Raw genomic sequence first — 23,866 nt, 5'->3', positions numbered from 1 at the left:
GTCTGCGATCTGTTCTCCGACGAGGAATGCTACAACTACTTCAAAGCCGCAGGTTATGAGGTCGATTGAGTGCAACAGGCTCTAGAAGCAGAGGATCTCGGCCTCGGCCTCGGCGCGCTTCAGCTTGGCCGTGATCTCGGTCATCTGGGCCATGCCGCGGAACATGCCGGCGCGTTCGCCCGTGGTTTGCTGCATCCGCAGCACCGTCTCGGCCTGGACGTATTCGTCGAAGGGCAGCACCTCGGCGATCTGGTCGATGGCGCAGGAACAGCGGTCCAGCATGTCGCGGGTCTGACCGTTGGCCGCCATGCAGGCAAAGACGTATTCGGCCCGCGCATTGGTCGGATAGTCGTTCACCGCCTGCGCATGGAGGGGCGCGGCGCCCAGGGCCAGGACCAGCGCCGCCAGCCGGGCGATCACTGCAGCACCATCCGGTTCACGTAGCCGGGCTCTGCGCCCTGGGTCTGGGCGCGCAGTTCGCGGATCGGCTGGGCGGGATCGCCCAGGACGAAGGTCAGCGTCAGGGTCTGGAAACCGCCCATGCGGGCCGCGTTGGGATCGTCGGCAAAGGGCTGGAAGCTGGCAACCGATTCTTCCCCCCCGCGGTCGATCTGGCCGCCGCCGAAGATCGCCTCCTTGATGCGGTTGCGGATATAGAAGGGGCTGCCGCCGGTCAGGCGCGCCATGTCGCGGGTGGTCTGTTCCAGGAAGAAGGTCAGCACCGGGTCCCCGCCCGAGATGGGGAACGGCCCGATCTGCCGTGTGCGCGTGTCGGTCTTCTGCACCAGTTGCAGCACCGGCTGCCGGTCGGAAGGGTCCGTCACCTGCGTCAGGGTCAGGCTGCCCGCATCGACCGGCAGAAAGCCCGGCGCGTCCGGCCCCTCGACATGGACGGTCCAGTTCAGGTCCTTGCCCTCCAGGGACCAGGGACCCCGCTCGGCAAAGACGGCATCGCCCGGCTCGCCCGGCAGGGCGGGGCTGGCGGTCAGCACGGACAGGCCCAGCCACAGGGCTGCGGCAATGGCACGGTTCATGGTCATCCTCCCAAATGCAGGACCAGATTTGCGCCGCCCGGCCCGGAGGACAAGCCCCGCCACGCCGAGCATCGGCCTTTGGTCGCAGGTCACGCCAGGATCTCGCCCAGCATCTCGGCCAGTTCGACGGGGTGGACGGGCTTTTCCATCAGGTGCACCTGCATGGCCGCGCAGTTCCGGGCGATCTGCGGGTCGCGATGCGCGGTGATCATGACCGCCGGGATCGGCTGGCCCGCCGAACCCCGCAGCGCCCGGATCGCGTCCACGCCGGTGTCGCCGTTTTCCAGGTTGTAGTCGGCCAGGATCACGTCGGGCGGGTCGTCGCCCATGGTGGCCAGGGCCTCGGCCGTGCCGCCGGTCACGCGGGCGACCATCCCCAGCCGGTCGCGCAGGATCATCTCGTATCCGCGCCGCATCCCGGGGTCGTTCTCCACCACCAGGGCCACGCGGCCGCGCAGCTGCAGGCTGGCGCGCAGGGGGCGTTCGGGGCGGCCCTCGGTCTCCAGCCCGACAAGCGGCAGGCCCACGCGGAAAACGGTGCCGCGCATCGCCTCGGAATCGAGGCGGATCGGGTGGTCCAGCTTGGCGCAGGCGCGCCGCACGATGGACAGGCCCAGGCCCATGCCGGGGGTCGCCGCGTCATGGGACAGGCGCTGGAATTCGTCGAAGATCCGGTTGCGGTCCACCGCCGGGATGCCCACCCCCGTATCGTAGACGCAAAGCCAGCACAGCGAGCCGCGCCGGCGCGCGCCCACGACCACGCCGCCCCGATGGGTGTACTTGATCGCGTTCGACACCAGGTTCTGCGCGATCCGGCGCAGGAAGACGGGATCGCTTTCGACAACCGCATCCGTCGGCACGAAGGACAGGCGCAGGTTCTTCGCCTCGGCCAGGGGGGTGTATTCGATGGCCAGCCTGCGGAACAGCTCGCCCAGAGAGACGGGCTGGCGGTGAAACTCGATCCGTTGGCTGTCCAGGCGCGAGATGTCGAGAACCGCGTGCATCAGCTGTTCCACCGATTCGAAGGCGCCGCCCAGCCGGTCGGTCAGTTCCTTTTGCTGGTCGTTCATCGGCGTGTCGGCCAGGGCCGCCAGGAACAGCCGCGCCGCCGACAAGGGTTGCAGCAGGTCGTGGCTGGCCGCGCGCAGGAAACGGGTCTTCGAGCGGTTCGCCTCCTCGGCGCTGGCGCGGGCGACGGCCAGTTCGCGGTTGCGCTGCGACAGGTCCGCCAGGGCGCGTTCCAGATCGCGGGTGCGGGCCATCACTTCCTGCTCCAGCGCGACCGCGGCCTGGAACATCGACCAGGCGGAACTGCGCGATTCCTCAAGCCGGTCGATGCGGTCGATCAGGACCTGGTTGATGCGCCGCAGCTTCTCGACCCGGCGTTCGGGTCCGTCGTCGTCACGCAGCATCGGAGGTCGCCAGATCCTCGCTGGGCATGAAAGCCAGGCCCACGAAGGTCTGGTTCACGTGCATCCCGCTGTGCTGTTCGCCATAGGTGTTGAAGCCCGCCACGCGATAGCGTGCCAGAAGCTCGGACATCTGGTCGTGCAGCCCTTCGCGTTCCAGCGCAAGGCGGCGCAGGATGCAGTCGAAGCCCAGAACCATCAGGGGCGGCCGGGGCAGCGAGGCCAGGGCTTCGGCAAAGCCCTGGGTCATGTCCTCGGTCCGGCCCAGGGTCAGGACGGTGCCGGTGTCGATGGCCGACATCAGCGACAGCCCCCCATCGGCCGTCTGGGCACTGATGGCGCGGACGTGATGGTGGCGCCCCATCCGCAGAAGCAGCGGATGGCGCGCGAATTCCGTGGGCGTCAGCGCGTCGGGGGCCAGCCCGGTCAGGCGGGCATATTCCTCGGCCGCGGGCTCGGCGTTCAGTTCCAGGATGCGGCGCTTTTCGGGAATGGCGGCGGTCACGACCACGCGGGTGGCGGTCGGGCTGAAATGGGCGAAGGTGACCTCGCTGACGGCAAGGTCGGTTTCCACCAGCAGGAAGACGGCGGCGTTGGTGACGACCTTGCCCCCCGCCAGAAGCCAGGTCTGGCGGAACAGCAGCCCGTCGCCCGCCGATCCGCCCAGCGTGGGAACCGAGGGCAGCGCCGCGTCGATGGTGGCCACAAGCGCGTCTTCCTGCCCCGCCAGCCCGTCGACCAGCAGCAGCCCGAACAGCGACCGCTGCGGATCGGGGCCGAAGCCCGCCTGCAGCCGGCGCAGCGCGGCCATCCAGTCCGACACCGGCAGGGCGTCCAGATGCGGCAGGACCAGCGCGGACGCCCGGAAATGCGACGCCGGAAAGCCGATCGCGACGATGCTGTCGCTGGCATAGCCGTCCGGGCCGATCTCTCCGGCCGAGGAGCAGCCGGCGATCACGCAACCCTCGGGCAGGCCATGCCGCAGCACGGCGTCAAGCGCCGCCAGCTCGGGGCCATGGGCGCCGAAGATCAGGACAAGGCCCGGATTGGCTCCGCGCAGGCCGTCCAGCAGGACAAGGCCGTGATCGGCCCGTCCGCGGTCGGCCTGCACGGCCACCGGCCCGGTGGCGCCCTCCTTCGCAGCCGGGCCGGTATCCATCAGCCCGCCTCGAACAGGCGGACCGTGTTGGCAAGCAGCACCGCCTGGGTGCGGCGGCGCGCGTTGATCTTGGACATGATGGCGGTGATGTGGGTCTTCACCGTCGCCTCGGCGATGGACAGGTCATAGCTGATTTCCTTGTTCGCCTTGCCCTGGCAGATCAGCCGCAGGATCTTCATCTGCTGCGGCGTCAGCGTGGCGAAGCGCCGGGCCAGTTCCGCCTTGGCCTCGTCCTCGGCGCAGGCCTGGTCGGGGGCATAGCCCTCGGGGGTGACGTGTTCGCCCTCCCACATGCGGCGCAGGCTGTCCACCAGGGCCTCGCGGCCCAGCGACTTGCTGATATAGCCCTGCGCCCCCGCCGCCATCGCGGCACTGATCATGGCGCCGTCCATGTCGGCGGAAATCATCGTGATGGGCACGTCCGGCAACTGGCGGCGCAGGGTCACGATGCCCTCGGCCCCGCGCGCGTCGGGCAGGTTCAGGTCCAGGATCACGGCATCGGGCGCGCCCTGCGCCCGGATGCCGTCAAGCGCGGCGCCCAAGCTGCGGGCGGTGCGGACATTCTTCAGGCCGAAGCTGATCTTCAGCGTCAGGGCCAGCGCGTCGCACATCAGCGGGTGGTCGTCCACGATCAGGATTTCGCGCACCTGATCGGCGCTTTGCCGTGGCATCTGCGGCGTTCGGGCCTGCATGGCTGCGGCTGTCATACGGTCCTCCTCGGGGTGGGTGTCGCGGTCTCCCCTCCGCGACATTCCTGCCCGAGTGTAGGGCAGTGCCGCAGCAAAGCAACCCCGCATCTGCGACCAAGGTCGGATGGAACCCCGTGCGTTTCGTCCCAAAGCCCTTATCCGCCGGCGGCGAATTCCTGATCCCAGACATTGCCGTCGGTGTCCTCGGCATGGACGTGGATCGGCTGGCCGTCGGACCGGTAGACGAAGCGGAACACCGGGTCCTCGCTGATCGAGATCCCGGCCTGCATGGCGAACAGCAACTCCTCGCCCTGGCGAACCTCCAGCCGGTCGATGAAATGGGCCGGGATGTTGAGCAGCGTCACCTGGTCGCGCTGCAGGCCCGAGAAGTTCGGATGCCGGATCATCAGCGTGCCGACCTGCCGCCCGTCCTGGGGGGCCGTGCGCCAGCGCATCTGGCCCATGGTGGCCTGGACTGCCGCCATGTCCTTGCCCGCGGGCGCCGAACAGCCGCCCGAGGCCTTGACGAAGCGGCCGGCCATCACCCGGTTGCCGTTGCCCGTGTCGGCGATGGCGCGGACATCGGAATAGCTGTCCACGCGGACGCGGAATTCGAAATCCAAGGGCGCCATGGCCGGGCCGAAGGTGTATTCGGCGGCGACGGGGGCGGGGTTTTCGTCGATGACCATCGTGACCGCCTTCACGGGCGGGGCGCCTGCGGGCTGGGTCAGGCGGATCGGGACGATCGCGGCCTCGTGCGCGCGCATCGGCGCATCCAGGTCGAGGATCGTCAGGTCCAGCGGAACATCCGCCGCCAGTCCCAGCACCGATTCGCGCAGATCGTCCCAGGTGGCCGAGTTTTGGAGGGGGTTTTCCTGCGCCGCCACGGGCGTGGCCAGAAGCAGCGCGGCAAGGATCGTGGCCTTCATCGCTTACTCTCCTTTCCTCATGCGGCGATAGATCAGGTCGGCCGTCTCCGCGCCGGCATCGGCCTCGGCGCGGGCCACGACCTGCGCGTGCAGGGGCGACAGCGAACAGACCGGATCGGTCGCCCGCGCGTCGCCCGCAAGCGCCATCGCCTGGCAGCGGCAGCCGCCGAAGTCGATGGTCTTGCGGTCGCAGCTTTGGCAGGGTTCGGGCATCCAGGCCGTGCCGCGAAAGGCGTTGAAGCTGTCCGAATCGTGCCAGATCTCGCCCAAGTCGCGGTTGCGGACATTCTCGAACCGCATCCAGGGGATCGACTGCGCGGCATGGCAGGGCAGGACCGTGCCGTCGGGGGCGACGTTCAGGCCCGTGGACCCCCAGCCGCCCATGCAGGCCTTGGGATAGACCGCGTGGTGATCGGCGGGGACGTAGTCGATGACCATGCGGCCCCGCAGCCGGACCCGGGCGTCGTTCACCACCTGACGGGCAAAGGCCGCCTGTTCGCGCGTGGGCATCAGCGCACGGCGGTTCAGGTCCGCCCAGCCGTGGAACTGCACGGTGGCGACCTCGATCCGGCGCGCGCCCAAGGTTTCGGCCAGGTCGATCATGTCGGGCAGGCGTTCCAGGTTCTGGCGATGCACGACCGCGTTGATGGTCAGGGGAAAGCCGATCTCCTGCACCCAGCCCGCGAAGGCCATCTTCTTGTCCCAGGAACCCGGATGGCCGCTGATCCGGTCGGCCATGTCGGGGCGGATGCCCTGCAACGAAAGCTGCACGTGGTCGACGCCCGCGCGGTCCAGTTCCTCCAGCCGCTCGCGCGTGATCCCGATGCCCGAGGTGATGAGGTTCACATACAGCCCCGCATCGCGCGCATGGGCCACGATCTGCGCCAGGTCGCGCCGTGCCCCCGGTTCCCCGCCCGAGACGTGAACCTGCAGCACCCCAAGATCCGCTGCCTGCCGGAACACCCGGCCCCAGTCCTCGGCGGTCAGTTCCGCGTTGGCGCGGGTCAGTTCCACGGGGTTGGAGCAATAGGGGCACATCAGCGGACAGCGATGCGTCACCTCGGCCAGCATGGCCATGGGCAGGCCTGGGGTGACGGGATTGCCGTCTAGGTCGCGCGGCTGATGCTGCTGGTCCTTCATGGCACCCTCACAAAGACCATCCGCCGCTCGATCAGCCCGGTCAGGAAATCGCGCACGTCGCCGGCGATCTGGTCTTCCGGCGCATTATAGCGCGCCGCAAGGCCGCTGACGATGGCCGCCATGGACCGGGCGCCGTCCAGTTCGGACAGGATCGCGTCGCCGATGGGGTCAAGCTGCATGGCGCGTTCGGGCGCCTGCAGCACCCGAATGCCGCGCACCCGGTCATCGGCCAGCCGCACGCCGCGCGGCAGATAGGGAATGTCGTCGGGCAGGATCAGGGGCGCTGGCGTGATGGAGGCTGGCTGGGCGGTCATGGGGCCATTCCTTCCCCGGGCCGCCAGGCGCCCGGCGGGATGTTGCCTTCGACATAGCCATGCCACAGCGCGTCGAGCTGCGCCCACAGCACATCCGTCTTGAAGACCAGCGCCGCCGCCGCCGCGTCCTGCTTTTCCTTCGTGTCGGCATGGGTCAGGACGTAATCCAGACCGAACTTCACGTCCTCGGGCGCCTCGGTCAGGCGCTTCCTGAAATAGGACAGGCTGGTGTCATCGGCGAAATCGTAATGGGCCAGCAGGCCCTCGATCCGCTGGGCATGGATCTTGGGCGCGAACAGTTCCGTCAGGCTGGCGGCGACCGCGTCCAGCAGCGGCATATCGCGGACGAACCGGACATAGGCGTCCACGGCAAAGCGCGTGGCGGGCATGATGCCCACGCCCGATGCGACGTAGTCCGGGTCCAGCCCCACGGCCTGCGCCAGGGCCAGCCAGCGGCGGATGCCGCCGCCTTCGGTGACGGTGCCGTCGTGATCCTCGATCCGCTTGCGCCAGTGGCGGCGCAGGTCAGGGTCCTCGACGCGGGACATGAAGGCCGCGTCCTTCATGGGAATGCGGGACTGGTACATCCAGCGGTTGATGACCCAGGCCCGAACCTCGTCGGGGGTGCAGTATCCGCCATGCAGCCGTTCGTGGAAGGGGTGGCGGTCGTGGTAACGCTCGGCCCCGATGGCGCGCAGCCGGGCTTCGAACTCGTCGCGCGATCGGGGCTGGTTCTGCCCCGGTTCTGGAAAGGCGTCCTTCACAGCATGATCTCCATTCCGTCGCGACCGATCTGCCAGCCGCTGGCTTCTGCTTCGCGCGTCTCAAGGCTGGCCGGATCGGTCAGCGGATTCGAATTGTTCATGTGGACGAAGACCCGCCGCCCGACGGGCACGTCCTTCAGGGCGGCGATGGTTTCGATCACCGGCAAGTGGCCCATGCGGCGCCCGGTCTTCCGGCCCAGGCCCATGCGGATCATCTCGTCATCCTCCCACAGGGTGCCGTCGAACATCAGCAGGTCCGCGCCCGCCATGCGTCGTGTCAGCCAGCCGGGCAGTTCCGCGCAGCCCGGAACATAAAGCGCCCGCCGCCCGCCTGCCGTCAACTCCACGCCCACGGTCGTCTCGCCCACCAGGCCGGTCTCGACCACGGCGCCTTCCTGGTACAGCGGCACCTTGCCCGGCACCGCGAACAGCGTGGCGGTCAGACCCGGCGCGATGGCGACGGTTTCATCCAGGACCACGGGCTTGCGTGCCACCAGATCGTCGCGCAGCGCGCCCAGCATGGGGTTGGCGGCCAGAACCTCGTGGATCGCGGGCGTCGCGAACAGCGCGAAGGGCTGGCTTTCGCGCAGCGTCAGCAGGCCCGCCACATGATCGATATCCCCGTTCGTCACCAGCACTGACCGCAGCGGCATGTCGCGCAGCCCGCTGGGGTGCAGCGCGGGCGTCGCTGCAAGCTGCACCCGGATGTCGGGCGAGGCGTTCAGGATCGCCCAGGCCTGCCCGTCCGCGCTGACCGCGACCGAGCTTTGCGTCATGGCCGGAATCCGTCCGGCCCGCGCGGCGTTGCAGTTGTCGCAGCCGCAGTTCCATTGCGGCAGGCCCCCGCCCGCCGCCGCGCCAAGCACGATGATCCGCATGATCCCCCAGACGAAAAAGACCCCGCCCGAGGGTGTCGGACGGGGCCGTTCATGATGCCCGAAGCATGACGCCTCAGAACAGGACCGGTTCGTCCTCGGCCGGGGCGTACATGTTGATTTCCATGCCGCAGGCGATTTCCTTCAGGGTGGGTTTCGTCCAAGCCATGCATTTCCTCCAAATCCACGGCCGCCACGATGGCGACTGGCTGTCATGTTAGATCAGAGACAACGCAATTCAACGCGACTAAGGTCGCAGGTAACGGAAAGTTAACGTGTCGCCCTTCGGGATCGGGAAGATGTGGCAATGATCTTCGCCATTTTGTCCGCCTGCCTTTCGGCAGATCCTCATTCCTGCGGTCCCGTGACGCTGGTCGGGCACCCGTTCCCCACCGTCGAGGCGTGTCGCGCCGCAGCCCCGCGAATCGCTTCCGATTGGCTGAAGGACCATCCCGCGCTGGTCCGGGACGCCTTGGCCTGCACCCCGGCGGCCGATCTGCCCGCGCTGCCGGTGCGGCAGGTCGCGGACGGGGTCCACGTCCATCTGGGGCCCGTCGCGCAGTTCGAGGACAGCCCCGACGGCTGGATCGCCAACCTGGGGTTCGTCATCGGCCCGGACAGCATCGCGGTGATCGACGCAGGCGCCTCGCGCGCGCAGGGTCAGGCGCTGTTCGCGGCCATCCGGCGCATCAGCGACAAGCCGATCAGCCATCTGGTCATCACCCACATGCATCCCGACCACGCCTTCGGCGCCGAGGTGTTCCGCGAGGCGGGCGCCGCCATCCTTGGTCATGAACGGCTGGCCGATGCCTTGCAGGGGCGGGGCCGGACCTATCTGGACAACCTGACGCGGCTATACGGGCCGGGGCCGATGATCGGCACGCGTGTGGTGCTGCCGGACAAGGCGGTCGGGGGCAGCCTGGACATCGACCTGGGCGGGCGCGTCCTGTCGCTGACGGCCGCGCCCCCGGCCCACAGCGACAACGACCTGACCGTGCTGGACCGGGCGACCGGCACGCTGTTCGCGGGCGACCTGGTGTTTCGCGACCTGACGCCGATCGTGGACGGATCGCTGCCCGGCTGGCTTGACTGGATGGCGGTCCCGCAGGACGCCGGGGCCATCGTTCCGGGCCACGGCCCAGTGGCGCAAAACTGGGACGAGGCCGTATCGGCGCAGCGGGATTTCCTGACGGCGCTGCATCGCGCGACACGCGAGGCGCTGGATGCGGGCCTGCCCATGTCCGAGGGCGTTCCCGCCATCGTCGATGCCTTGGCGCCGCTGGCAGGCCGGTGGAAGTCCTTCCCCGAATCGGTCGCGCGCGATGCCACCGCCGCCTTCAAGGAACTTGAATGGGAGTAAGGATTTGACATGACTGATCGATTCAAGTGACCATCATGGCGGGGCCTGCACAAGGTTGCGCGCCGGGGGAGGGGAAGACGTGAAAAAATCGTTCTACATCACCGTGGCCATGGTCGCGCTGGTGGCCGGGGGCGCGCAGGCGCAACTGGTCATCGAGAAGGGCAGCGACGACCGGATCAACTGGAAAAGCCTGGAGGATTTCGCCGCCGCCCATGCCGACCTGAAGGGGCAAAGCGTGACGATCCTGGCGCCCTGGCTGGGGGCCGACCAGGAATTGTTCACCTCGATCACGGCCTATTTCGAGGATGCGACGGGCGCTGTCGTCAACTATTCCGGCTCGACCAGTTTCGAACAGCAGATCGTCATCGACAGCGAGGCCGGATCGCCCCCCGACATCGCGGTGCTGCCGCAGCCGGGACTGGCCGCCGAACTGGCCGCCAAGGGCTATCTGAAGGATCTGGGCGAGGATGACGCCCAATGGGTGCGCGACAACTATGCGGCGGGCGACAGCTGGGCCGCGCTGGGCACCTATGCGGGCCAGGACGGGACGGACAAGATGTTCGCCTTCCCCTACAAGGCCGACGTGAAGTCCCTGGTCTGGTATGTCCCCGAGAACTTCGAGGATGCCGGCTACGAGATCCCCGAAACCTACGAGGATCTGAAGGCGCTGACCGAACAGATCGCCGCCGACGGCGAAACTCCCTGGTGCATCGGCCTGGCCTCGGGCGGGGCGACGGGCTGGCCCGCGACCGACTGGGTCGAGGATCTGATGCTGCGCCTGAACACCCCCGAGGATTACGACGCCTGGACCACCAACGCGTTGGCCTTCAACGATCCCAAGGTCGTCAAGGCCATCGAGGAATTCGGCTGGTTCGCCAAGAACGACGACTATGTCGCGGGCGGCGCGGCCTCGGTCGCGTCGAACGATTTCCGCGAAAGCCCCGCGGGCCTCTTTGAAAGCCCGCCCGGCTGCTACATGCATCGCCAGGCCAGCTTCATCCCCTCGTTCTTCCCCGAAGACACGGTCGAGGGCGAGGATTACGATTTCTTCTACCTGCCCGCTCCGGCGGACGGCAGCCTGGGCCAGCCGGTCCTGGGCGGGGGGACGCTGTTCGGCGTGTTCACCGACAACCCGGTGGCCATGGCCTTTATCGAGTTCCTGAAGACGCCCGCCGCGCATGAGCTGTGGATGGCCCAGTCGGGCTTCACCACGCCTTATTCCGGCGTGAACATGGACGCCTATGCCAGCGAGACGCAGCGCAAGATGGGCCAGATCCTGCTGGACGCCACCACCTTCCGCTTCGACGGGTCGGACCTGATGCCCGGATCGGTGGGCGCGGGCGCCTTCTGGACCGGGATGGTGGATTTCGTCGGCGGCGCCTCGGCGCAGGATGTCGCCGACCGCATCCAGCAGACCTGGGCCACGCTGAAGTGACGCCTTTGGCGCGGCGGTTCCCCGCCGCGCCCCGTTTCCATCGGAGGGCAGGGCATGGAGCTTTTCTGGCTGGCCATCGGCACCATCGCCGTCGGCGTCTTCGGCTGCGTGGCGTGGTTCTGGGGATCGAACTGGGTCTTGGACCGCATCTATCCCCCGCGCGGCCCCCATGCGGGCGACAACATCCGCAAGGCCAACCAGATCCGGCCCTGGCTGTTTCTTGGCCCGGCGATCCTGTTTCTGGGCGTCTATCTGGTCTATCCGATCTTCGACAGCCTGTGGCGGTCGGTCCATGACGCCCGAGGCGGACGCTTCGTCGGGACGTCGAATTATACCTGGCTGATGGCCGACGGGAAGTTCCGGGAATCGTTCCGCAACAACATGGTGTGGCTGCTGGTGGTCCCGGCGCTGTCCACGCTGTTCGGGCTGATCGCCGCGCAACTGACCGACCGGCTGCGCTGGGGCAATATCGGCAAGTCGCTGATCTTCATGCCCATGGCGATCAGCTTCGTGGGCGCGGGCGTGATCTGGAAGTTCATCTACGAATACCGCGCCCCCGGCGAATCCCAGATCGGGCTTCTGAACGCCATCGTGCAGGCGCTTGGGGGCGAGCCGCAGCTTTGGCTGACGCTGATCCCCTGGAACAACTTCTTCCTGATGATCGTGCTGGTCTGGATCCAGACGGGCTTTGCCATGGTGATCCTGTCCGCCGCCCTGCGCGGCATCCCGGAAGAAACCATCGAGGCCGCGATCCTGGACGGCGCGTCCCCCTGGCAGGTGTTCTTCAAGATCAAGGTGCCGCAGATCATGGGCACCATCGCGGTGGTCTGGACCACCATCACCATCGTCGTCCTCAAGGTCTTCGACATCGTCTTCGTGATGACCAACGGGCAATGGGGCACGCAGGTGCTGGCGAACCTGATGTATGACTGGATGTTCCGCGGCACGCCCGACTACGGGCGCGGCTCGGCCATCGCCATCATCCTGATGGTCCTGGTCACGCCCATCATGATCTGGAACATCGTCAATGCCCGGCGGGAGGTGCGGTGATGGAGGGCATGGCCGGACAGAAATCCTCGCTGACCTGGGCGGTCAACATCGCGGCCTTCCTGCTGGTCCTGTTGTGGACGATCCCGACGCTGGGACTGCTGGTGTCGTCCTTTCGCGACCGCGACCAGATCCTGACCTCGGGCTGGTGGCAGTCCTTTTCCGCGCAGGAGGCGACGGGCTTCGTGCGCACCGGCACGGGCGATGACGCCGTGCAGCAGGACGGGCAATACGTGATCGAGGGCACCGTGCTGTCCGAGGGCCAGAGCCTGATCGGCTGGGGCACCCGCGCCCGCGAGCCCGCCGCCTTCCAGCCGGGCGACACGACCGAGATCGAGGACGGCTGGCAACTGACGGTGGCCGCCGACGGCACCTACCGCCTGACCTCGCCCACCCCCTTCGAGATGCGGAGGGGAGAGCGGATCTTCGTCACCACCGGCGCGCCCGCCCGGCTGACCACGGAAAACTACAACCGCGTCCTGACCGCCGAAGGGCTGGGCCGCGCCTTCATGAACACGCTGACCGTCACGATCCCCGCGACCGTGATCCCGATCCTGATCGCGGCCTTTGCCGCCTATGCCCTGGCTTGGATGGAGTTTCCGGGACGCGCCATCCTGACCGCCGCCGTTGTGGGCCTGCTGGTCGTGCCCCTGCAGGTCGCGCTGATCCCGCTGCTGCGCCTGCACAACGAACTGGGCATCGGCAAGGGCTACCTGGGGATCTGGCTGGCCCATACCGGCTTCGGCCTGCCGCTCGCGGTCTATCTGCTGCGCAACTACATGGTCGGCCTGCCACGCGAGGTGATCGAAAGCGCCCGCGTGGACGGCGCGACCGAGTTCCAGATCTTTCGCAAGATCATCCTGCCGCTGTCCTTCCCGGCGCTCGCGTCCTTCGCGATCTTCCAGTTCCTGTGGGTCTGGAACGACCTGCTTGTGGCGACCGTCTTCCTTGGCAATACACGCGAACAGCTGGTCATGACCGGCGTGCTGCGCGAGTTGATGGGATCGAAGGGCGGCGAATGGGAAATCCTCGCCACCTCGGCCTTCATCTCGATCGCGGTGCCGCTGGTCGTGTTCTTCGCGATGCAGAAGTATCTGGTCCGCGGCCTTCTGGCCGGGTCCGTGAAAGGTGGATGAGACTTGACGGAAGTGAAAATCGACTGGTGGAAGGGTGGGGTCATCTATCAGATCTATCCGCGCAGTTTCCAGGATACGACGGGCGACGGGATCGGCGACCTGCCGGGGATCACGCAGCGCCTGCCTTATGTCGCCTCGCTGGGGGTGGATGCGGTCTGGATCTCGCCCTTCTTCACCTCTCCGATGAAGGATTTCGGCTATGACGTGTCGGACTACCGCGGCATCGACCCGCTGTTCGGGGACATGGAGGATTTCGACGCCCTGATCGAGCGCGCCCATGAACTGGGCCTCAAGGTGATGATCGACCTGGTGATGTCGCATTCCTCTGACCAGCACCCCTGGTTCGTCGAAAGCCGCGCCAGCCGGGACAACCCGAAGGCCGACTGGTATGTCTGGGCCGATCCCAGGCCCGACGGCACGCCGCCCAACAACTGGCTGTCGATCTTCGGCGGCCCGGCCTGGCATTGGGACGCCCGGCGGGAAAAGTATTACCTGCACAACTTCCTGGTCTCGCAGCCGGACCTGAACTTCCACAATCCCGCTGTGCAGGACGCATTGCTGGACGTGGCCCGGTTCTGGCTGGACAAGGGCGTGGACGGCTTCCGGCTGGACACCGTCAACTTCTATTTCCACGACGCGCAGCTGCGCGACAACCCGCCCCTGCCCAAGGACCGGCGCAAGTCCGACACGGCGCCCGCGGTCAACCCCTACAACCACCAGAGCCACCGCTTCGACAAGTCCCGGCCCGAGAACATCGCCTTTCTGGAGCGGTTCGCGGCGCTGCTGCGCGGCTATGGCGCCGCCGTGATCGGCGAGATCGGCGACAGCGAACGCGCCCTGGAACTGCTTGAGGAATATACCGGCGTCGCGGGGCGCATCCAGATGTCCTATGTCTTCGACTTCCTGTCGGGCAACGACCTTGCCGCGACCCGCATCAGCGAGGTCTTCGACGCGCTGCACAGCGTGGCGCCGAATTCCTGGCCCTGCTGGGCGATGTCGAACCATGACGTGGTGCGCCACATCAGCCGCTGGTCCCTGTCCGACCCGGCGGCCAAGGCCTATGCAACGGTTCTGCTGTGCTTCAAGGGCTCGGTCTGCCTTTACCAGGGCGAGGAACTGGGCCTGCCCGAGGCCGACATCGGCTATGACGACCTGCAGGACCCTTACGGCAAGGAGTTCTGGCCCGAGTTCAAGGGCCGCGACGGCTGCCGCACGCCGATGGTCTGGGACATGGGCGTGAACGGCGGCTTCTCGACCGCGAAGCCCTGGCTGCCCATTCCCCATACCCATCTGCAACGCACGGTCGTCGCCCAGGAGGCCGACGCGCAGTCGCTGTTGCACCATTACCGCTGGGCCATCGGGCTGCGGCGCAAGCATTCGGCGCTGAGGGGCGGGTCCATGACCGACCTGCATGCCGAAGGCCCGGTGCTGACCTTCAACCGGGCCGATGACCAGCAAACGCTGCATATCCGCGCCAACCTGTCGGCCGAGGAGGCGGGGGGCCTGCGGCCATGGCAGGTCCAGATCATCGAGGGCTAGCGCAACAGGGGGAACGCCGATGGCCGATCTTAAACTGACCGATGTCGCCAAGTCCTATGGCGACGTGCATGTGCTGCGGAACATCAACCTGGACATCCGGTCGGGCGAGTTCATCGTCTTCGTCGGCCCCTCGGGCTGCGGCAAGTCCACGCTGCTGCGCATGATCGCGGGGCTGGAACGGATCAGCGGCGGCACGCTGGAGATCGACGGGCAGCGGATGAACGACATTCCGCCCTCCCAGCGGGGCATCGCCATGGTGTTCCAGTCCTATGCGCTGTACCCGCACATGACGGTGCGCGACAACATGGCCTTCGCCCTGAAGATCGCCGGCAAGTCGCGCGCCGAGGTGCAGGAGGCCACCGACCGCGCGGGCCGGATGCTGCAACTGACGCCCTATCTGGACCGCCTGCCCAAGGCGCTGTCGGGCGGGCAGCGCCAGCGCGTCGCCATCGGCCGGGCCATCGTGCGCGACCCCAAGGTGTATCTTTTCGACGAACCGCTGTCGAACCTGGACGCCGCGCTGCGCGTCGCGACCCGGATCGAGATCGCGCAGCTGAAGGCCTCGATGCCCGACCGCACGATGATCTATGTCACCCATGACCAGACCGAGGCGATGACCTTGGCCGATCGCATCGTGGTGCTGGCGGGCGGCGGCATTGCCCAGGTCGGCGCACCGCTGGAGCTGTACGAACGCCCGGTCAACGAATTCGTGGCCCAGTTCATCGGCAGCCCGGCCATGAACCTGCTGCCCGGCCGCGTCACCGCCGTGGGTCCCGTGACCACCGTGCAGCTTGACGGCGGCGGCACCGCGCTTGTGGCGATCCCGACGCGGGCGGGCGACGAGGGGATTCGCGTCAACGTGGGCATCCGCCCCGAGGACATGCGCGAAACCGACGGCCCTGCGCTTTTCGAGGGCACGGTCGATCTGACCGAGGCCTTGGGCGAGGTGACGCTGCTGTATTTCGGAACGCGCGGCGGGGCCACGCCGGTCATCGCCAAGCTGCCCGGCATCCATCCCGGCCTGAACGGCAGGACCGTGCGCCTGACCGCCGATCCGGCGGCGCTGCATCTGTTCCACGACGGGCAGTCGCTGCTTTACCGCAGCGGCGTGGACCTGCCGCCCTACCGGCCGCGCGCGGGGGCAGGCGCAGCCATGTCCATGCCGGCCTGACGGACAGGCGGCGTTGCGGGTGGGCCTGCGGCGCGCCTGCATCATCTGCATGGCTGCCTTTCCGAAAAACTCGGGAACCAGGCGGACCTGTCCCGGTTCGGGTTCGGAAAGGGGACAGGCATGCGCATCTTCATAACCTTGGCATTTGCCCTTGTCGGCGCCGTTCTTCTGGCGGGCGGCATCTATCTTGCCACGTTGGGCGGAAGCCCCTTCATCGCCGTCTCGGGTGCGGCGCTGATCCTAGTGGCGATCCTGGTGGTCGCCAGAAGCCCGTATTCGCGCTGGCTTTACGCGGGCTTCCTGGTCGCGCTGGCGGTCTGGTCATGGCGCGATTCCGGCTATGACTGGTGGCCGCTTGCATCCCGCATGGGGATGTTCCTGATCCTGGGGCTGCTGCTTCTGCTGCCCCTCGGGGCGCGCCGCCACCGTCCGGGCTGGGTCGCGCTGCTGCTGGTCACGGGGATCACCGGCATCGGCATGCTGGGCAGCCTCGCCACCGACCCGCACGAGATCAAGGGCGCGCTGCCCGATGAAGTCGCCAATGCCGACCCCGCCATGGGTCCCCCCGGCGGCCCCGAGGACTGGCTGGCCTATGGCCGGACCGATTTCGGGCAGCGGTTCTCTCCCCTCGACCAGATCACGGCGGAAAACGTGGACGCGCTGGAAACCGCCTGGACTTACCAAACCGGTGACGTGCGCCTGCCCGAGGACACGGACGAGACGACCTACCAGGCGACCCCGATCAAGGTGGGCAATACCCTGTATCTCTGCACGCCGCACAACTGGCTGGTGGCGCTGGATGCCGATACCGGGGCGGAACGCTGGGTGTACAAGGCGGCCATCGGCCCGCTGAGCCAGCGCCAGCACCAGACCTGCCGCGGGGTCAGCTATTGGGCCGGGGATGCGGGCGCAACCGCCACGCAGGCCACAGCGACCCCCGCCGTCCTGGCTGCCGCGACCGACCATCCGCAAAGCCCGGCGGTCAGCGCGGACACCCAGTCGACCGGCCCCTGCACGGATCGCATCTTCATGCCGACCTCGGACGCGCACATGCTGGCGGTGAACCCGGAAACCGGCCAGTTGTGCAGCGACTTCGCCGACAACGGCGCGCTGAACCTGATCCACAACATGCCCTTCCGGCAGGCGGGCTTCTATTACTCGACCTCGCCCCCGGTGATCGTGGGCAATGCCCTGGTCGTGGGCGGCGCGGTCAACGACAACTACGACGTCAACGCCCCGTCAGGCGTGATCCGGGCCTATGACGTGCGGGATGGGCGGCTGCTCTGGAACTGGGATTCCGGCAATCCGCAGGCGACCATGCCCTTCGACGTCAACGACCCGAACCAGACCTACACGCCGTCCTCGCCCAACAGTTGGGCGCCCTTGTCGGCCGATCCGGCGCTGGGGCTGGTTTACGTTCCGATGGGCAATCGCACGCCCGACCAGTTGGGCATGTTCCGCAACGAGGCCGAGGAAACCTATTCCAGTTCCGTGGTGGCGCTGGATGCGGCGACCGGGCAGGCCCGCTGGGTGCGGCAGTTCGTCCACCATGACCTGTGGGACATGGACACGCCTGCGCAGCCCACGCTGCTGGACCTGGACATGCCGGGGGGCCGGGTGCCCGCCCTGGTGGTGCCCACCAAGCAGGGCGACGTTTATGTCCTGAACCGCCAGACGGGCGAGCCGATCCTGCCCATCACCGAACGCCCCGCCCCGCAGGGCACGGTGCCCGAGGATTTCGCGGCCCCGACCCAGCCGGTCTCTACGCTGTCCTTCGAACCCGAGCCGCTGACCGAACAGAAGATGTGGGGCGCGACCCTGATCGACCAGATGCTGTGCCGGATCGAGTTCCGCAAGCTGCGCTACGAAGGGCGCTACACGCCCCCGTCGCTGCAGGGCACGCTGGTCCATCCCGGCAATTTCGGCGTCTTCAACTGGGGCGGCATCGCCGTCGATCCCCGCCGGCAGGTGATGTTCGGAATGCCCCTGCAACTGGCCTTCACCTCGCGCCTTGTCCCGGCGGAACAGGCCGAGGGGCGGGCCACCAATTCGGGCGAGCAGGGGTTGAACGCGAATGCCGGGGCGCCTTACGCGGTCCAGATGGGGCCGTTCCTGTCGCCGCTTGGCGTGCCCTGCCAGCAGCCGCCCTGGGGCTTTGTGGCCGGCGCCGACCTGCGGACGGGCGAAATCCTGTGGAAGCACCGCAACGGCACGACGCGCGACATGACGCCGGTGCCGGTCGGCATTCCCTTGGGAATGCCGGGGATCGGCGGGCCCGTCATCACCGGGTCGGGCGTGGTCTTCATGGCGGCGGCGGTGGACAACTACCTCCGCGCCTATGACCTGACCACCGGCGAGGAGCTGTGGCGCGGGCGCCTGCCGGCGGGCGGGCAGGCGACGCCGATGACCTATCTGGACAGTCAGGGCAGGCAGACCGTGGTGCTTGTCGCGGGCGGGCACGGGTCGATCGGCACGACGCTTGGCGATCATGTGATGGCTTGGCGGCTGCCCGCCGCCACCGGGGGCAATTAGCCCTTGGTCGAATTGCGTCGGCGCGTGCTATAGTATCGGCTACCGATCCGAGGAGGAGCCGGCCCGGTATGCGTCACGCAGATTATGTCGCCCAGAAGTCGCAATCGAACACTGCGACCTCTGCCCTTGCCGCGTCATGGCGGCGGTCGTTGCTGAAGCACGGCCTCGACCCCGCCGATGGGCGCCGCCCCGAGCGCCTGACCTTTGACGAACTGTCCCGCCGCAGGCAGGCGATGGACCGGTTCCTGCGCGTCGCCGCGCCGCAACTGGACCAGTTGTTCAATCTGGTCGGGCTGTCGGGCTGCAACGTGCTGCTGACCGATGCCGAGGGCGCGGTGCTGGACCAGCGCGTGAATGCCGCGGATGCCGAACAGTTCCGCGACTGGGGCCTGTGGCAGGGGACCGTCTGGTCCGAGGCGGCGCAGGGCACCAACGGCATCGGCACCTGCCTGGCCGAGGGGCGGCAGGTCACGATCCACCGTGACGAGCATTTCCACACCCGCAACATCGGAATGTCCTGCATGGACGCGCCGATCTGGGGCCCGGACGGGCGCCTGCTGGCCGCGCTTGACGTCAGTTCCGCCCGTGCCGACCAGACCGAACGCTACAACCGCCTGATCTCGGCCCAGGTCGCGCAGACCGCCCGCGCCATCGAGGCCGTGTTCTTTCGCGCAAGCTTTCCCGACGCGCGGATCGTCGTGGCCTCCGAGGACAACGCGGATGCGGCGGTCCTGCTGGCCGTGGACAAGGACGACCTGGCCATCGGGGCGACGCGCGCGGCGCGGCGTGCGCTGGGGCTGGAACGCGAAGGCGCCATCCGTCCGCGTCCGGCGGCCGACCTGCTGGGGCGCAACGACGACCTGACGGGCTTCGACAAGGCCGAACGCGCCGCCGTGGCGCGGGCGCTTGCGCGGGCCGAGGGCAACGTCTCGGCCGCCGCGCGGGCGCTGGGGATCGGCCGTGCCACCCTGTACCGCCGCATGGCCCGGCTGGGCCTGGCGGAAAAAACCGGCGGACTGTCTCGCGGATGAGACAGCTTCCGCGCTGCGGCGCAGGCCGGACGGTTGCAACGAATCGTCCCTGCGCCAAGCTGTGACCCATACCCGGAGAGGGAGAGACTCCGGGCAAAATCCGAGGAGGAAGAGATGCCGAACGACCAGACGCACGAGTTCAAGGGCGTGGGCGTGATGCCCTTTACCAAGCGCTACGACAACTTCATCGGCGGGCAGTGGACCGCGCCGAAGTCGGGCAAGTACTTCACCAACACCACCCCCATCACCGGCGCCGCCATCGGCGAGATCGCCCGGTCCAACGCCGACGACATCGAGGCGGCACTGGATGCGGCCCATGCCGCCAAGGACAAGTGGGGCCAGACCTCGGCCGCGGAACGATCCTTGATCCTGCTGCGCATCGCCGACCGGATGGAACAGAACCTGGAACTGCTGGCCACGGCGGAAACCTGGGACAACGGCAAGCCGATCCGCGAGACCATGGCCGCCGACCTGCCGCTGGGCATCGACCATTTCCGCTATTTCGCCGGCGTCCTTCGCGCGCAGGAAGGCGGCATCTCGGAAATCGACCACGACACCGTCGCCTATCACTTCCACGAGCCGCTGGGCGTCGTGGGCCAGATCATCCCGTGGAACTTCCCGCTGCTGATGGCGGTGTGGAAGCTGGCCCCGGCGCTGGCCGCGGGCAACTGCGTGGTGCTGAAGCCCGCCGAGCAGACCCCCGCCGGCATCATGGTCTTCGTGGATCTGATCGCCGACCTGCTGCCGCCGGGCGTGCTGAACGTCGTCAACGGCTTCGGTCTTGAAGCGGGCAAGCCGCTGGCCTCGAACCCGCGCATCGCCAAGATCGCCTTCACCGGGGAAACCACCACCGGGCGGCTGATCATGCAGTACGCGTCCGAGAACCTGATCCCGGTCACGCTGGAACTGGGCGGCAAGTCCCCCAACATCTTCTTCGAGGATGTCCTGCGCGAGGACGACGACTTCTTCGACAAGGCCCTGGAAGGGTTCGCGATGTTCGCGCTGAACCAGGGCGAGGTCTGCACCTGTCCGTCGCGCGTGCTGATCCAGGAATCCGTCTATGACCGCTTCATGGAACGGGCCTTGAAGCGCGTCGAGGCGATCAAGCAGGGCGATCCGCGCGACAGCGCCACCATGATCGGCGCGCAGGCCAGCAGCGAGCAGAAGGAGAAGATCCTGTCCTACTTCGACATCGGCCGCAAGGAAGGGGCCGAGGTGCTGATCGGCGGCGAGGCGGCCGACCTGGGCGGGGAACTCTCCAGCGGCTACTACATCAAGCCGACCGTGTTCCGCGGCAACAACAAGATGCGCATCTTCCAGGAGGAGATCTTCGGCCCCGTCGTGTCCGTGACCACCTTCAAGGACCAGGACGAGGCGCTGTCGATCGCCAACGACACGCTTTACGGCCTGGGCGCGGGCATCTGGTCGCGCGATGCCAACACCTGCTACCGCTTTGGCCGCGCGATCAAGGCGGGCCGGGTCTGGACCAACTGCTACCACGCCTATCCGGCCCATGCGGCCTTTGGCGGCTACAAGCAGTCGGGCATCGGCCGCGAGAACCACAAGATGATGCTGGACCACTATCAGCAGACCAAGAACATGCTGGTCAGCTACAGCCCCAAGAAGCTGGGCTTCTTCTGAAACCGGCGGGCCGGGGCAACCCGGCCCTTCCCCCTGCGCCCGGCGGCCCCGACCTCCCGCGCGGCCGGGCGCAACCTTCCGTCGGGCGCGGCGTTGAACCGGAAGCCCCTGCTTCCGGTTCTCGCACATGCCCAAGGACGCCGTCATCTCCGACCCCCGCGATGCCGCGAAAGAGGCAGGACTGGTTTATGTCAACGACGACATGCCCGGCATCACCCGGCAACGGTCCGGCAAGGGGTTCAGCTATCGCGGCCCCGACGGCAGGACGATCACCGGCAAGGCCGAACGCGCGCGGCTGGCGTCCCTCGCGATCCCGCCCGCCTATACCGACGTCTGGATCTGTCCCGATCCGCGCGGCCATATCCAGGCCACCGGCCGCGACGACAAGGGGCGCAAGCAGTACCGCTACCACCCCGATTTCCGCGCCGTCCGCGACAGCGCCAAATACGACCACATGCTGGACTTCGCCCATGCCCTGCCGCAGATCCGCGAGCGGGTGGACGCCGACATGTCGCGGCGCGGGATGCCCGCCGAAAAGGTGCTGGCGACCGTGGTCCACCTGCTGGAAAACACCATGATCCGGGTGGGCAACCTTGACTACGCCAGGCAGAACAAGTCCCACGGGCTGACCACCCTGCGCGACCGCCATGTGAAGATCGACGGAAGCGAGGTGCGCTTCCGCTTCAAGGGCAAGTCGGGCAAGGAATGGAACCTGGGCCTGAAGGACCGCCGGGTGGCCCGCATCGTCCGCGCCGCGCAGGACATTCCGGGCCAGCACCTGTTCCAGTACCTGGACGAGGAAGGCGAACGGCAGAAGGTCACCTCGACCGAGGTGAACGACTACCTGCGCGAGATCTCGGGCCAGAACGTCACCGCCAAGGACTTCCGCACCTGGACCGGCACGGTTCTGGCCGCGCTGGCTCTGGCGGAATACGAGAAATGGGACAGCCAGGCCGCCGCCAAGCGCAACATCCGCGAGGCGATCGAGCGGGTGTCCAGCCGCCTCGGCAACACCCCCACCATCTGCCGCAAGTGCTATATCCATCCCGAGGTCATCGACGCCTATCTGGCCGACGAGCTGAAGCTGGAACTGCGCGAGGAGATCGAGGACGATCTGCAACAACCCGGCCTGCGCCCCGAGGAGCGGCAGGTGCTGGAGTTCCTGAAGAAAAGGTTGAAGACATGAGCACGGTTTCCGCCACCCCCGCCGCCCTGGACCTGATCGCCGAGATCGTCGCGGACCACGGCCCCGTCCTGTTCCACCAGTCGGGCGGCTGCTGCGACGGATCGTCCCCCATGTGCTATCCGCAGGGCGACTTCCGCGTCGGCGAACGCGACGTGAAGCTGGGCGAGATCGGCGGCGCCCCCTTCTACATCAGCGCCTCCCAGGCCGAGGCCTGGGCGCATACGGACCTGGTGATCGACGTGGTGCCCGGGCGCGGCGGCATGTTCAGCCTGGACAACGGGCGCGAGAAGCGTTTCCTGACCCGTTCGGAAATCTGCCGGATCTGAGCCTCGGGCCGGTTGGCAGGGCAGGGGCCGTCCCCTATAACGCCGTGACATCATCGGGGACCGGACCATGGCATACAGTGTTTTCATCGACGGCGAGGCAGGCACCACGGGCCTGCAAATCCGCGAGCGGCTGGCGCCGCGCGATGACATCCGCCTGATCCAGATCGACCCCGAGCGCCGCAAGGACGCAAGCGCCCGGCGCGAGGCCTTTGCCGAGGCCGACGTGGCGATCCTGTGCCTGCCCGACGACGCCGCGCGCGAGGCGGTGGAACTGGCGCGCGACCTGGACACGCGGGTCATCGACGCCTCGACCGCGCATCGGGTGGACGAACGCTGGGCCTTCGGCTTTGCCGAACTGAACGCGCAGGCGCGCGACCGGATCGCGGGCGCCCGGCTGGTCAGCAACCCCGGCTGCTATTCGACCGGCGCCATCGCCATCATCGCGCCCCTGGTCGCCGCCGGCCTGATCGCGCCGGACGAGGCGCTGTCGATCAACGCCGTCAGCGGCTATACCGGCGGCGGCAAGACGCTGATCGCGGAATACGAGGATGGCGCGGCGCCCGCCCATTTTGTCTATGGCCTGAATCAGCGCCACAAGCACATCCCCGAGATCATGGTCCATGCGGGCCTGACCCGGCAGCCGATCTTCGCGCCCTCGGTCGGCAACTTCGCGCAGGGCATGGCCGTGCAGGTGCCGCTGTTCCTCGGCGCGCAGCGCAGCCTTGGCGCCCTGACCCGGGCGCTTGCCGATCATTATGCCGGACAGCGCTTCATCGAGGTGGCGCCCGATGCCGGATCGCGCATCGTGCCCACGGATCTGAACGGCACCAACATGCTGCGTCTCAGTGTCCAGGGCGATGCTGACAATGGCTGCGCCACGGTCGTCGCGGTGCTGGACAACCTGGGCAAGGGGGCATCCGGCGCGGCGGTCCAGAACCTCAACATCATGCTGGGCGCGGATGAGGGCGCGGGCCTTCTGGCCTGACCGCGGCAGGCCTGCAACAGCTGACGCCCGCGTCATGCGGACGGCCTTCCCCCGCTTGTGCGCGCGCATCCCGCCACGCTAGAGCATGTCGCGGGCATCGAGATTCAGGATTCCCAGCTAGCCTATGATGTGCTTCCCTTCTGCTGAGGCAGGTATGGGGGGTC

The 23,866-nt window shown here is 67.7% G+C and carries 23 protein-coding genes; 12 read left to right on the top strand and 11 right to left on the bottom strand.

Annotated features, from left to right (window positions below):
- Nucleotides 1-81: 81 nt before the first annotated feature.
- The 11 genes from J0F76_RS15850 to pqqA form a co-directional block, all read right to left on the bottom strand.
- Nucleotides 82-420 (bottom strand): hypothetical protein, encoded by a 339-nt coding sequence (locus J0F76_RS15850; protein WP_207470920.1) that lies wholly within the window; start codon nt 418-420, stop codon nt 82-84.
- Entirely contained in the window at nt 417-1,034 is a 618-nt protein-coding gene (locus tag J0F76_RS15845) for a hypothetical protein (protein WP_207470918.1), read from the bottom strand. Before J0F76_RS15845 ends, J0F76_RS15850 begins: the two co-directional genes overlap by 4 nt.
- Nucleotides 1,035-1,123: 89 nt before the next feature.
- A complete protein-coding gene (locus tag J0F76_RS15840; protein ID WP_207470917.1) occupies nt 1,124-2,446 on the bottom strand; it encodes an ATP-binding response regulator in 1,323 nt (440 codons plus the stop codon).
- Nucleotides 2,436-3,602, bottom strand: coding sequence for an FIST N-terminal domain-containing protein (locus tag J0F76_RS15835; protein WP_207470915.1), 1,167 nt, complete (start codon nt 3,600-3,602; stop codon nt 2,436-2,438). Before J0F76_RS15835 ends, J0F76_RS15840 begins: the two co-directional genes overlap by 11 nt.
- Nucleotides 3,602-4,309 (bottom strand): response regulator transcription factor, encoded by a 708-nt coding sequence (locus tag J0F76_RS15830; RefSeq protein ID WP_207470913.1) that lies wholly within the window; start codon nt 4,307-4,309, stop codon nt 3,602-3,604. The genes J0F76_RS15835 and J0F76_RS15830 overlap by 1 nt, the downstream gene beginning before the upstream one ends.
- A 137-nt stretch (nt 4,310-4,446) precedes the next feature.
- Nucleotides 4,447-5,220 carry a quinoprotein dehydrogenase-associated SoxYZ-like carrier gene (locus J0F76_RS15825; protein WP_207470911.1) on the bottom strand — a complete coding sequence of 258 codons (774 nt, stop codon included), beginning with the start codon at nt 5,218-5,220 and terminating at the stop codon, nt 4,447-4,449.
- Nucleotides 5,221-5,223: 3 nt separating this feature from the next.
- The gene (gene pqqE / locus J0F76_RS15820) at nt 5,224-6,360 is read right to left on the bottom strand and encodes a pyrroloquinoline quinone biosynthesis protein PqqE (RefSeq protein WP_207470909.1); all 1,137 of its coding nucleotides are present in this window, start codon (nt 6,358-6,360) and stop codon (nt 5,224-5,226) included.
- A complete protein-coding gene (gene pqqD / locus J0F76_RS15815) occupies nt 6,357-6,674 on the bottom strand; it encodes a pyrroloquinoline quinone biosynthesis peptide chaperone PqqD (protein WP_207470908.1) in 318 nt (105 codons plus the stop codon). The genes pqqE and pqqD overlap by 4 nt, the downstream gene beginning before the upstream one ends.
- On the bottom strand, nt 6,671-7,438 hold the full coding sequence (pqqC, locus tag J0F76_RS15810) for a pyrroloquinoline-quinone synthase PqqC (protein WP_207470906.1): 768 nt from the start codon (nt 7,436-7,438) through the stop codon (nt 6,671-6,673). The genes pqqD and pqqC overlap by 4 nt, the downstream gene beginning before the upstream one ends.
- Nucleotides 7,435-8,316: a pyrroloquinoline quinone biosynthesis protein PqqB gene (pqqB, locus tag J0F76_RS15805; protein WP_207470904.1), complete on the bottom strand. Its 882-nt coding sequence runs from the start codon at nt 8,314-8,316 to the stop codon at nt 7,435-7,437. The genes pqqC and pqqB overlap by 4 nt, the downstream gene beginning before the upstream one ends.
- Nucleotides 8,317-8,389: 73 nt before the next feature.
- A complete protein-coding gene (gene pqqA / locus J0F76_RS15800; RefSeq protein ID WP_076522366.1) occupies nt 8,390-8,482 on the bottom strand; it encodes a pyrroloquinoline quinone precursor peptide PqqA in 93 nt (30 codons plus the stop codon).
- 138 nt (nt 8,483-8,620) lie between these two features.
- Here pqqA and J0F76_RS15795 point away from each other — a divergent pair, with 138 nt between their 5' ends.
- The 12 genes from J0F76_RS15795 to argC all read left to right on the top strand — a co-directional run bounded on the left by J0F76_RS15795 (nt 8,621) and on the right by argC (nt 23,702).
- Nucleotides 8,621-9,673 carry a quinoprotein relay system zinc metallohydrolase 2 gene (locus J0F76_RS15795; protein WP_207470902.1) on the top strand — a complete coding sequence of 351 codons (1,053 nt, stop codon included), beginning with the start codon at nt 8,621-8,623 and terminating at the stop codon, nt 9,671-9,673.
- 79 nt (nt 9,674-9,752) lie between these two features.
- Entirely contained in the window at nt 9,753-11,108 is a 1,356-nt protein-coding gene (locus tag J0F76_RS15790) for an ABC transporter substrate-binding protein (RefSeq protein ID WP_377706823.1), read from the top strand.
- Between the two features lie 54 nt (nt 11,109-11,162).
- Nucleotides 11,163-12,158: a carbohydrate ABC transporter permease gene (locus J0F76_RS15785; protein ID WP_207470900.1), complete on the top strand. Its 996-nt coding sequence runs from the start codon at nt 11,163-11,165 to the stop codon at nt 12,156-12,158.
- Nucleotides 12,158-13,291 (top strand): carbohydrate ABC transporter permease, encoded by a 1,134-nt coding sequence (locus tag J0F76_RS15780; protein ID WP_207470898.1) that lies wholly within the window; start codon nt 12,158-12,160, stop codon nt 13,289-13,291. The genes J0F76_RS15785 and J0F76_RS15780 overlap by 1 nt, the downstream gene beginning before the upstream one ends.
- A gap of 3 nt (nt 13,292-13,294) precedes the next feature.
- The gene (locus J0F76_RS15775; RefSeq protein WP_207470897.1) at nt 13,295-14,830 is read left to right on the top strand and encodes an alpha-amylase family glycosyl hydrolase; all 1,536 of its coding nucleotides are present in this window, start codon (nt 13,295-13,297) and stop codon (nt 14,828-14,830) included.
- A gap of 19 nt (nt 14,831-14,849) precedes the next feature.
- Nucleotides 14,850-16,001, top strand: coding sequence for an ABC transporter ATP-binding protein (locus J0F76_RS15770; protein ID WP_207470896.1), 1,152 nt, complete (start codon nt 14,850-14,852; stop codon nt 15,999-16,001).
- A 120-nt stretch (nt 16,002-16,121) separates the two neighbouring features.
- On the top strand, nt 16,122-18,533 hold the full coding sequence (locus J0F76_RS15765) for a membrane-bound PQQ-dependent dehydrogenase, glucose/quinate/shikimate family (RefSeq protein ID WP_207470895.1): 2,412 nt from the start codon (nt 16,122-16,124) through the stop codon (nt 18,531-18,533).
- Between the two features lie 68 nt (nt 18,534-18,601).
- A complete protein-coding gene (locus J0F76_RS15760) occupies nt 18,602-19,564 on the top strand; it encodes a GAF domain-containing protein (protein WP_207470894.1) in 963 nt (320 codons plus the stop codon).
- A gap of 114 nt (nt 19,565-19,678) precedes the next feature.
- Nucleotides 19,679-21,205 (top strand): aldehyde dehydrogenase, encoded by a 1,527-nt coding sequence (gene adh, locus J0F76_RS15755; RefSeq protein ID WP_207470893.1) that lies wholly within the window; start codon nt 19,679-19,681, stop codon nt 21,203-21,205.
- Nucleotides 21,206-21,332: 127 nt separating this feature from the next.
- Entirely contained in the window at nt 21,333-22,391 is a 1,059-nt protein-coding gene (locus J0F76_RS15750; RefSeq protein WP_207470891.1) for a DNA topoisomerase IB, read from the top strand.
- Nucleotides 22,388-22,717 (top strand): DUF779 domain-containing protein, encoded by a 330-nt coding sequence (locus J0F76_RS15745; protein WP_207470890.1) that lies wholly within the window; start codon nt 22,388-22,390, stop codon nt 22,715-22,717. The genes J0F76_RS15750 and J0F76_RS15745 overlap by 4 nt, the downstream gene beginning before the upstream one ends.
- A 67-nt stretch (nt 22,718-22,784) precedes the next feature.
- Complete coding sequence (gene argC, locus J0F76_RS15740; protein ID WP_207470889.1) at nt 22,785-23,702, top strand: N-acetyl-gamma-glutamyl-phosphate reductase; 918 nt, start codon at nt 22,785-22,787, stop codon at nt 23,700-23,702.
- Nucleotides 23,703-23,866 lie beyond the last annotated feature (164 nt).

It is taken from the genome of Paracoccus fontiphilus (assembly GCF_017356265.1).
Classification (GTDB): Bacteria; Pseudomonadota; Alphaproteobacteria; order Rhodobacterales; family Rhodobacteraceae; genus Paracoccus; species Paracoccus fontiphilus.
Note: the sequence above shows the minus strand (reverse complement) of the source record. Positions and strands in the feature narration are given on the sequence as shown.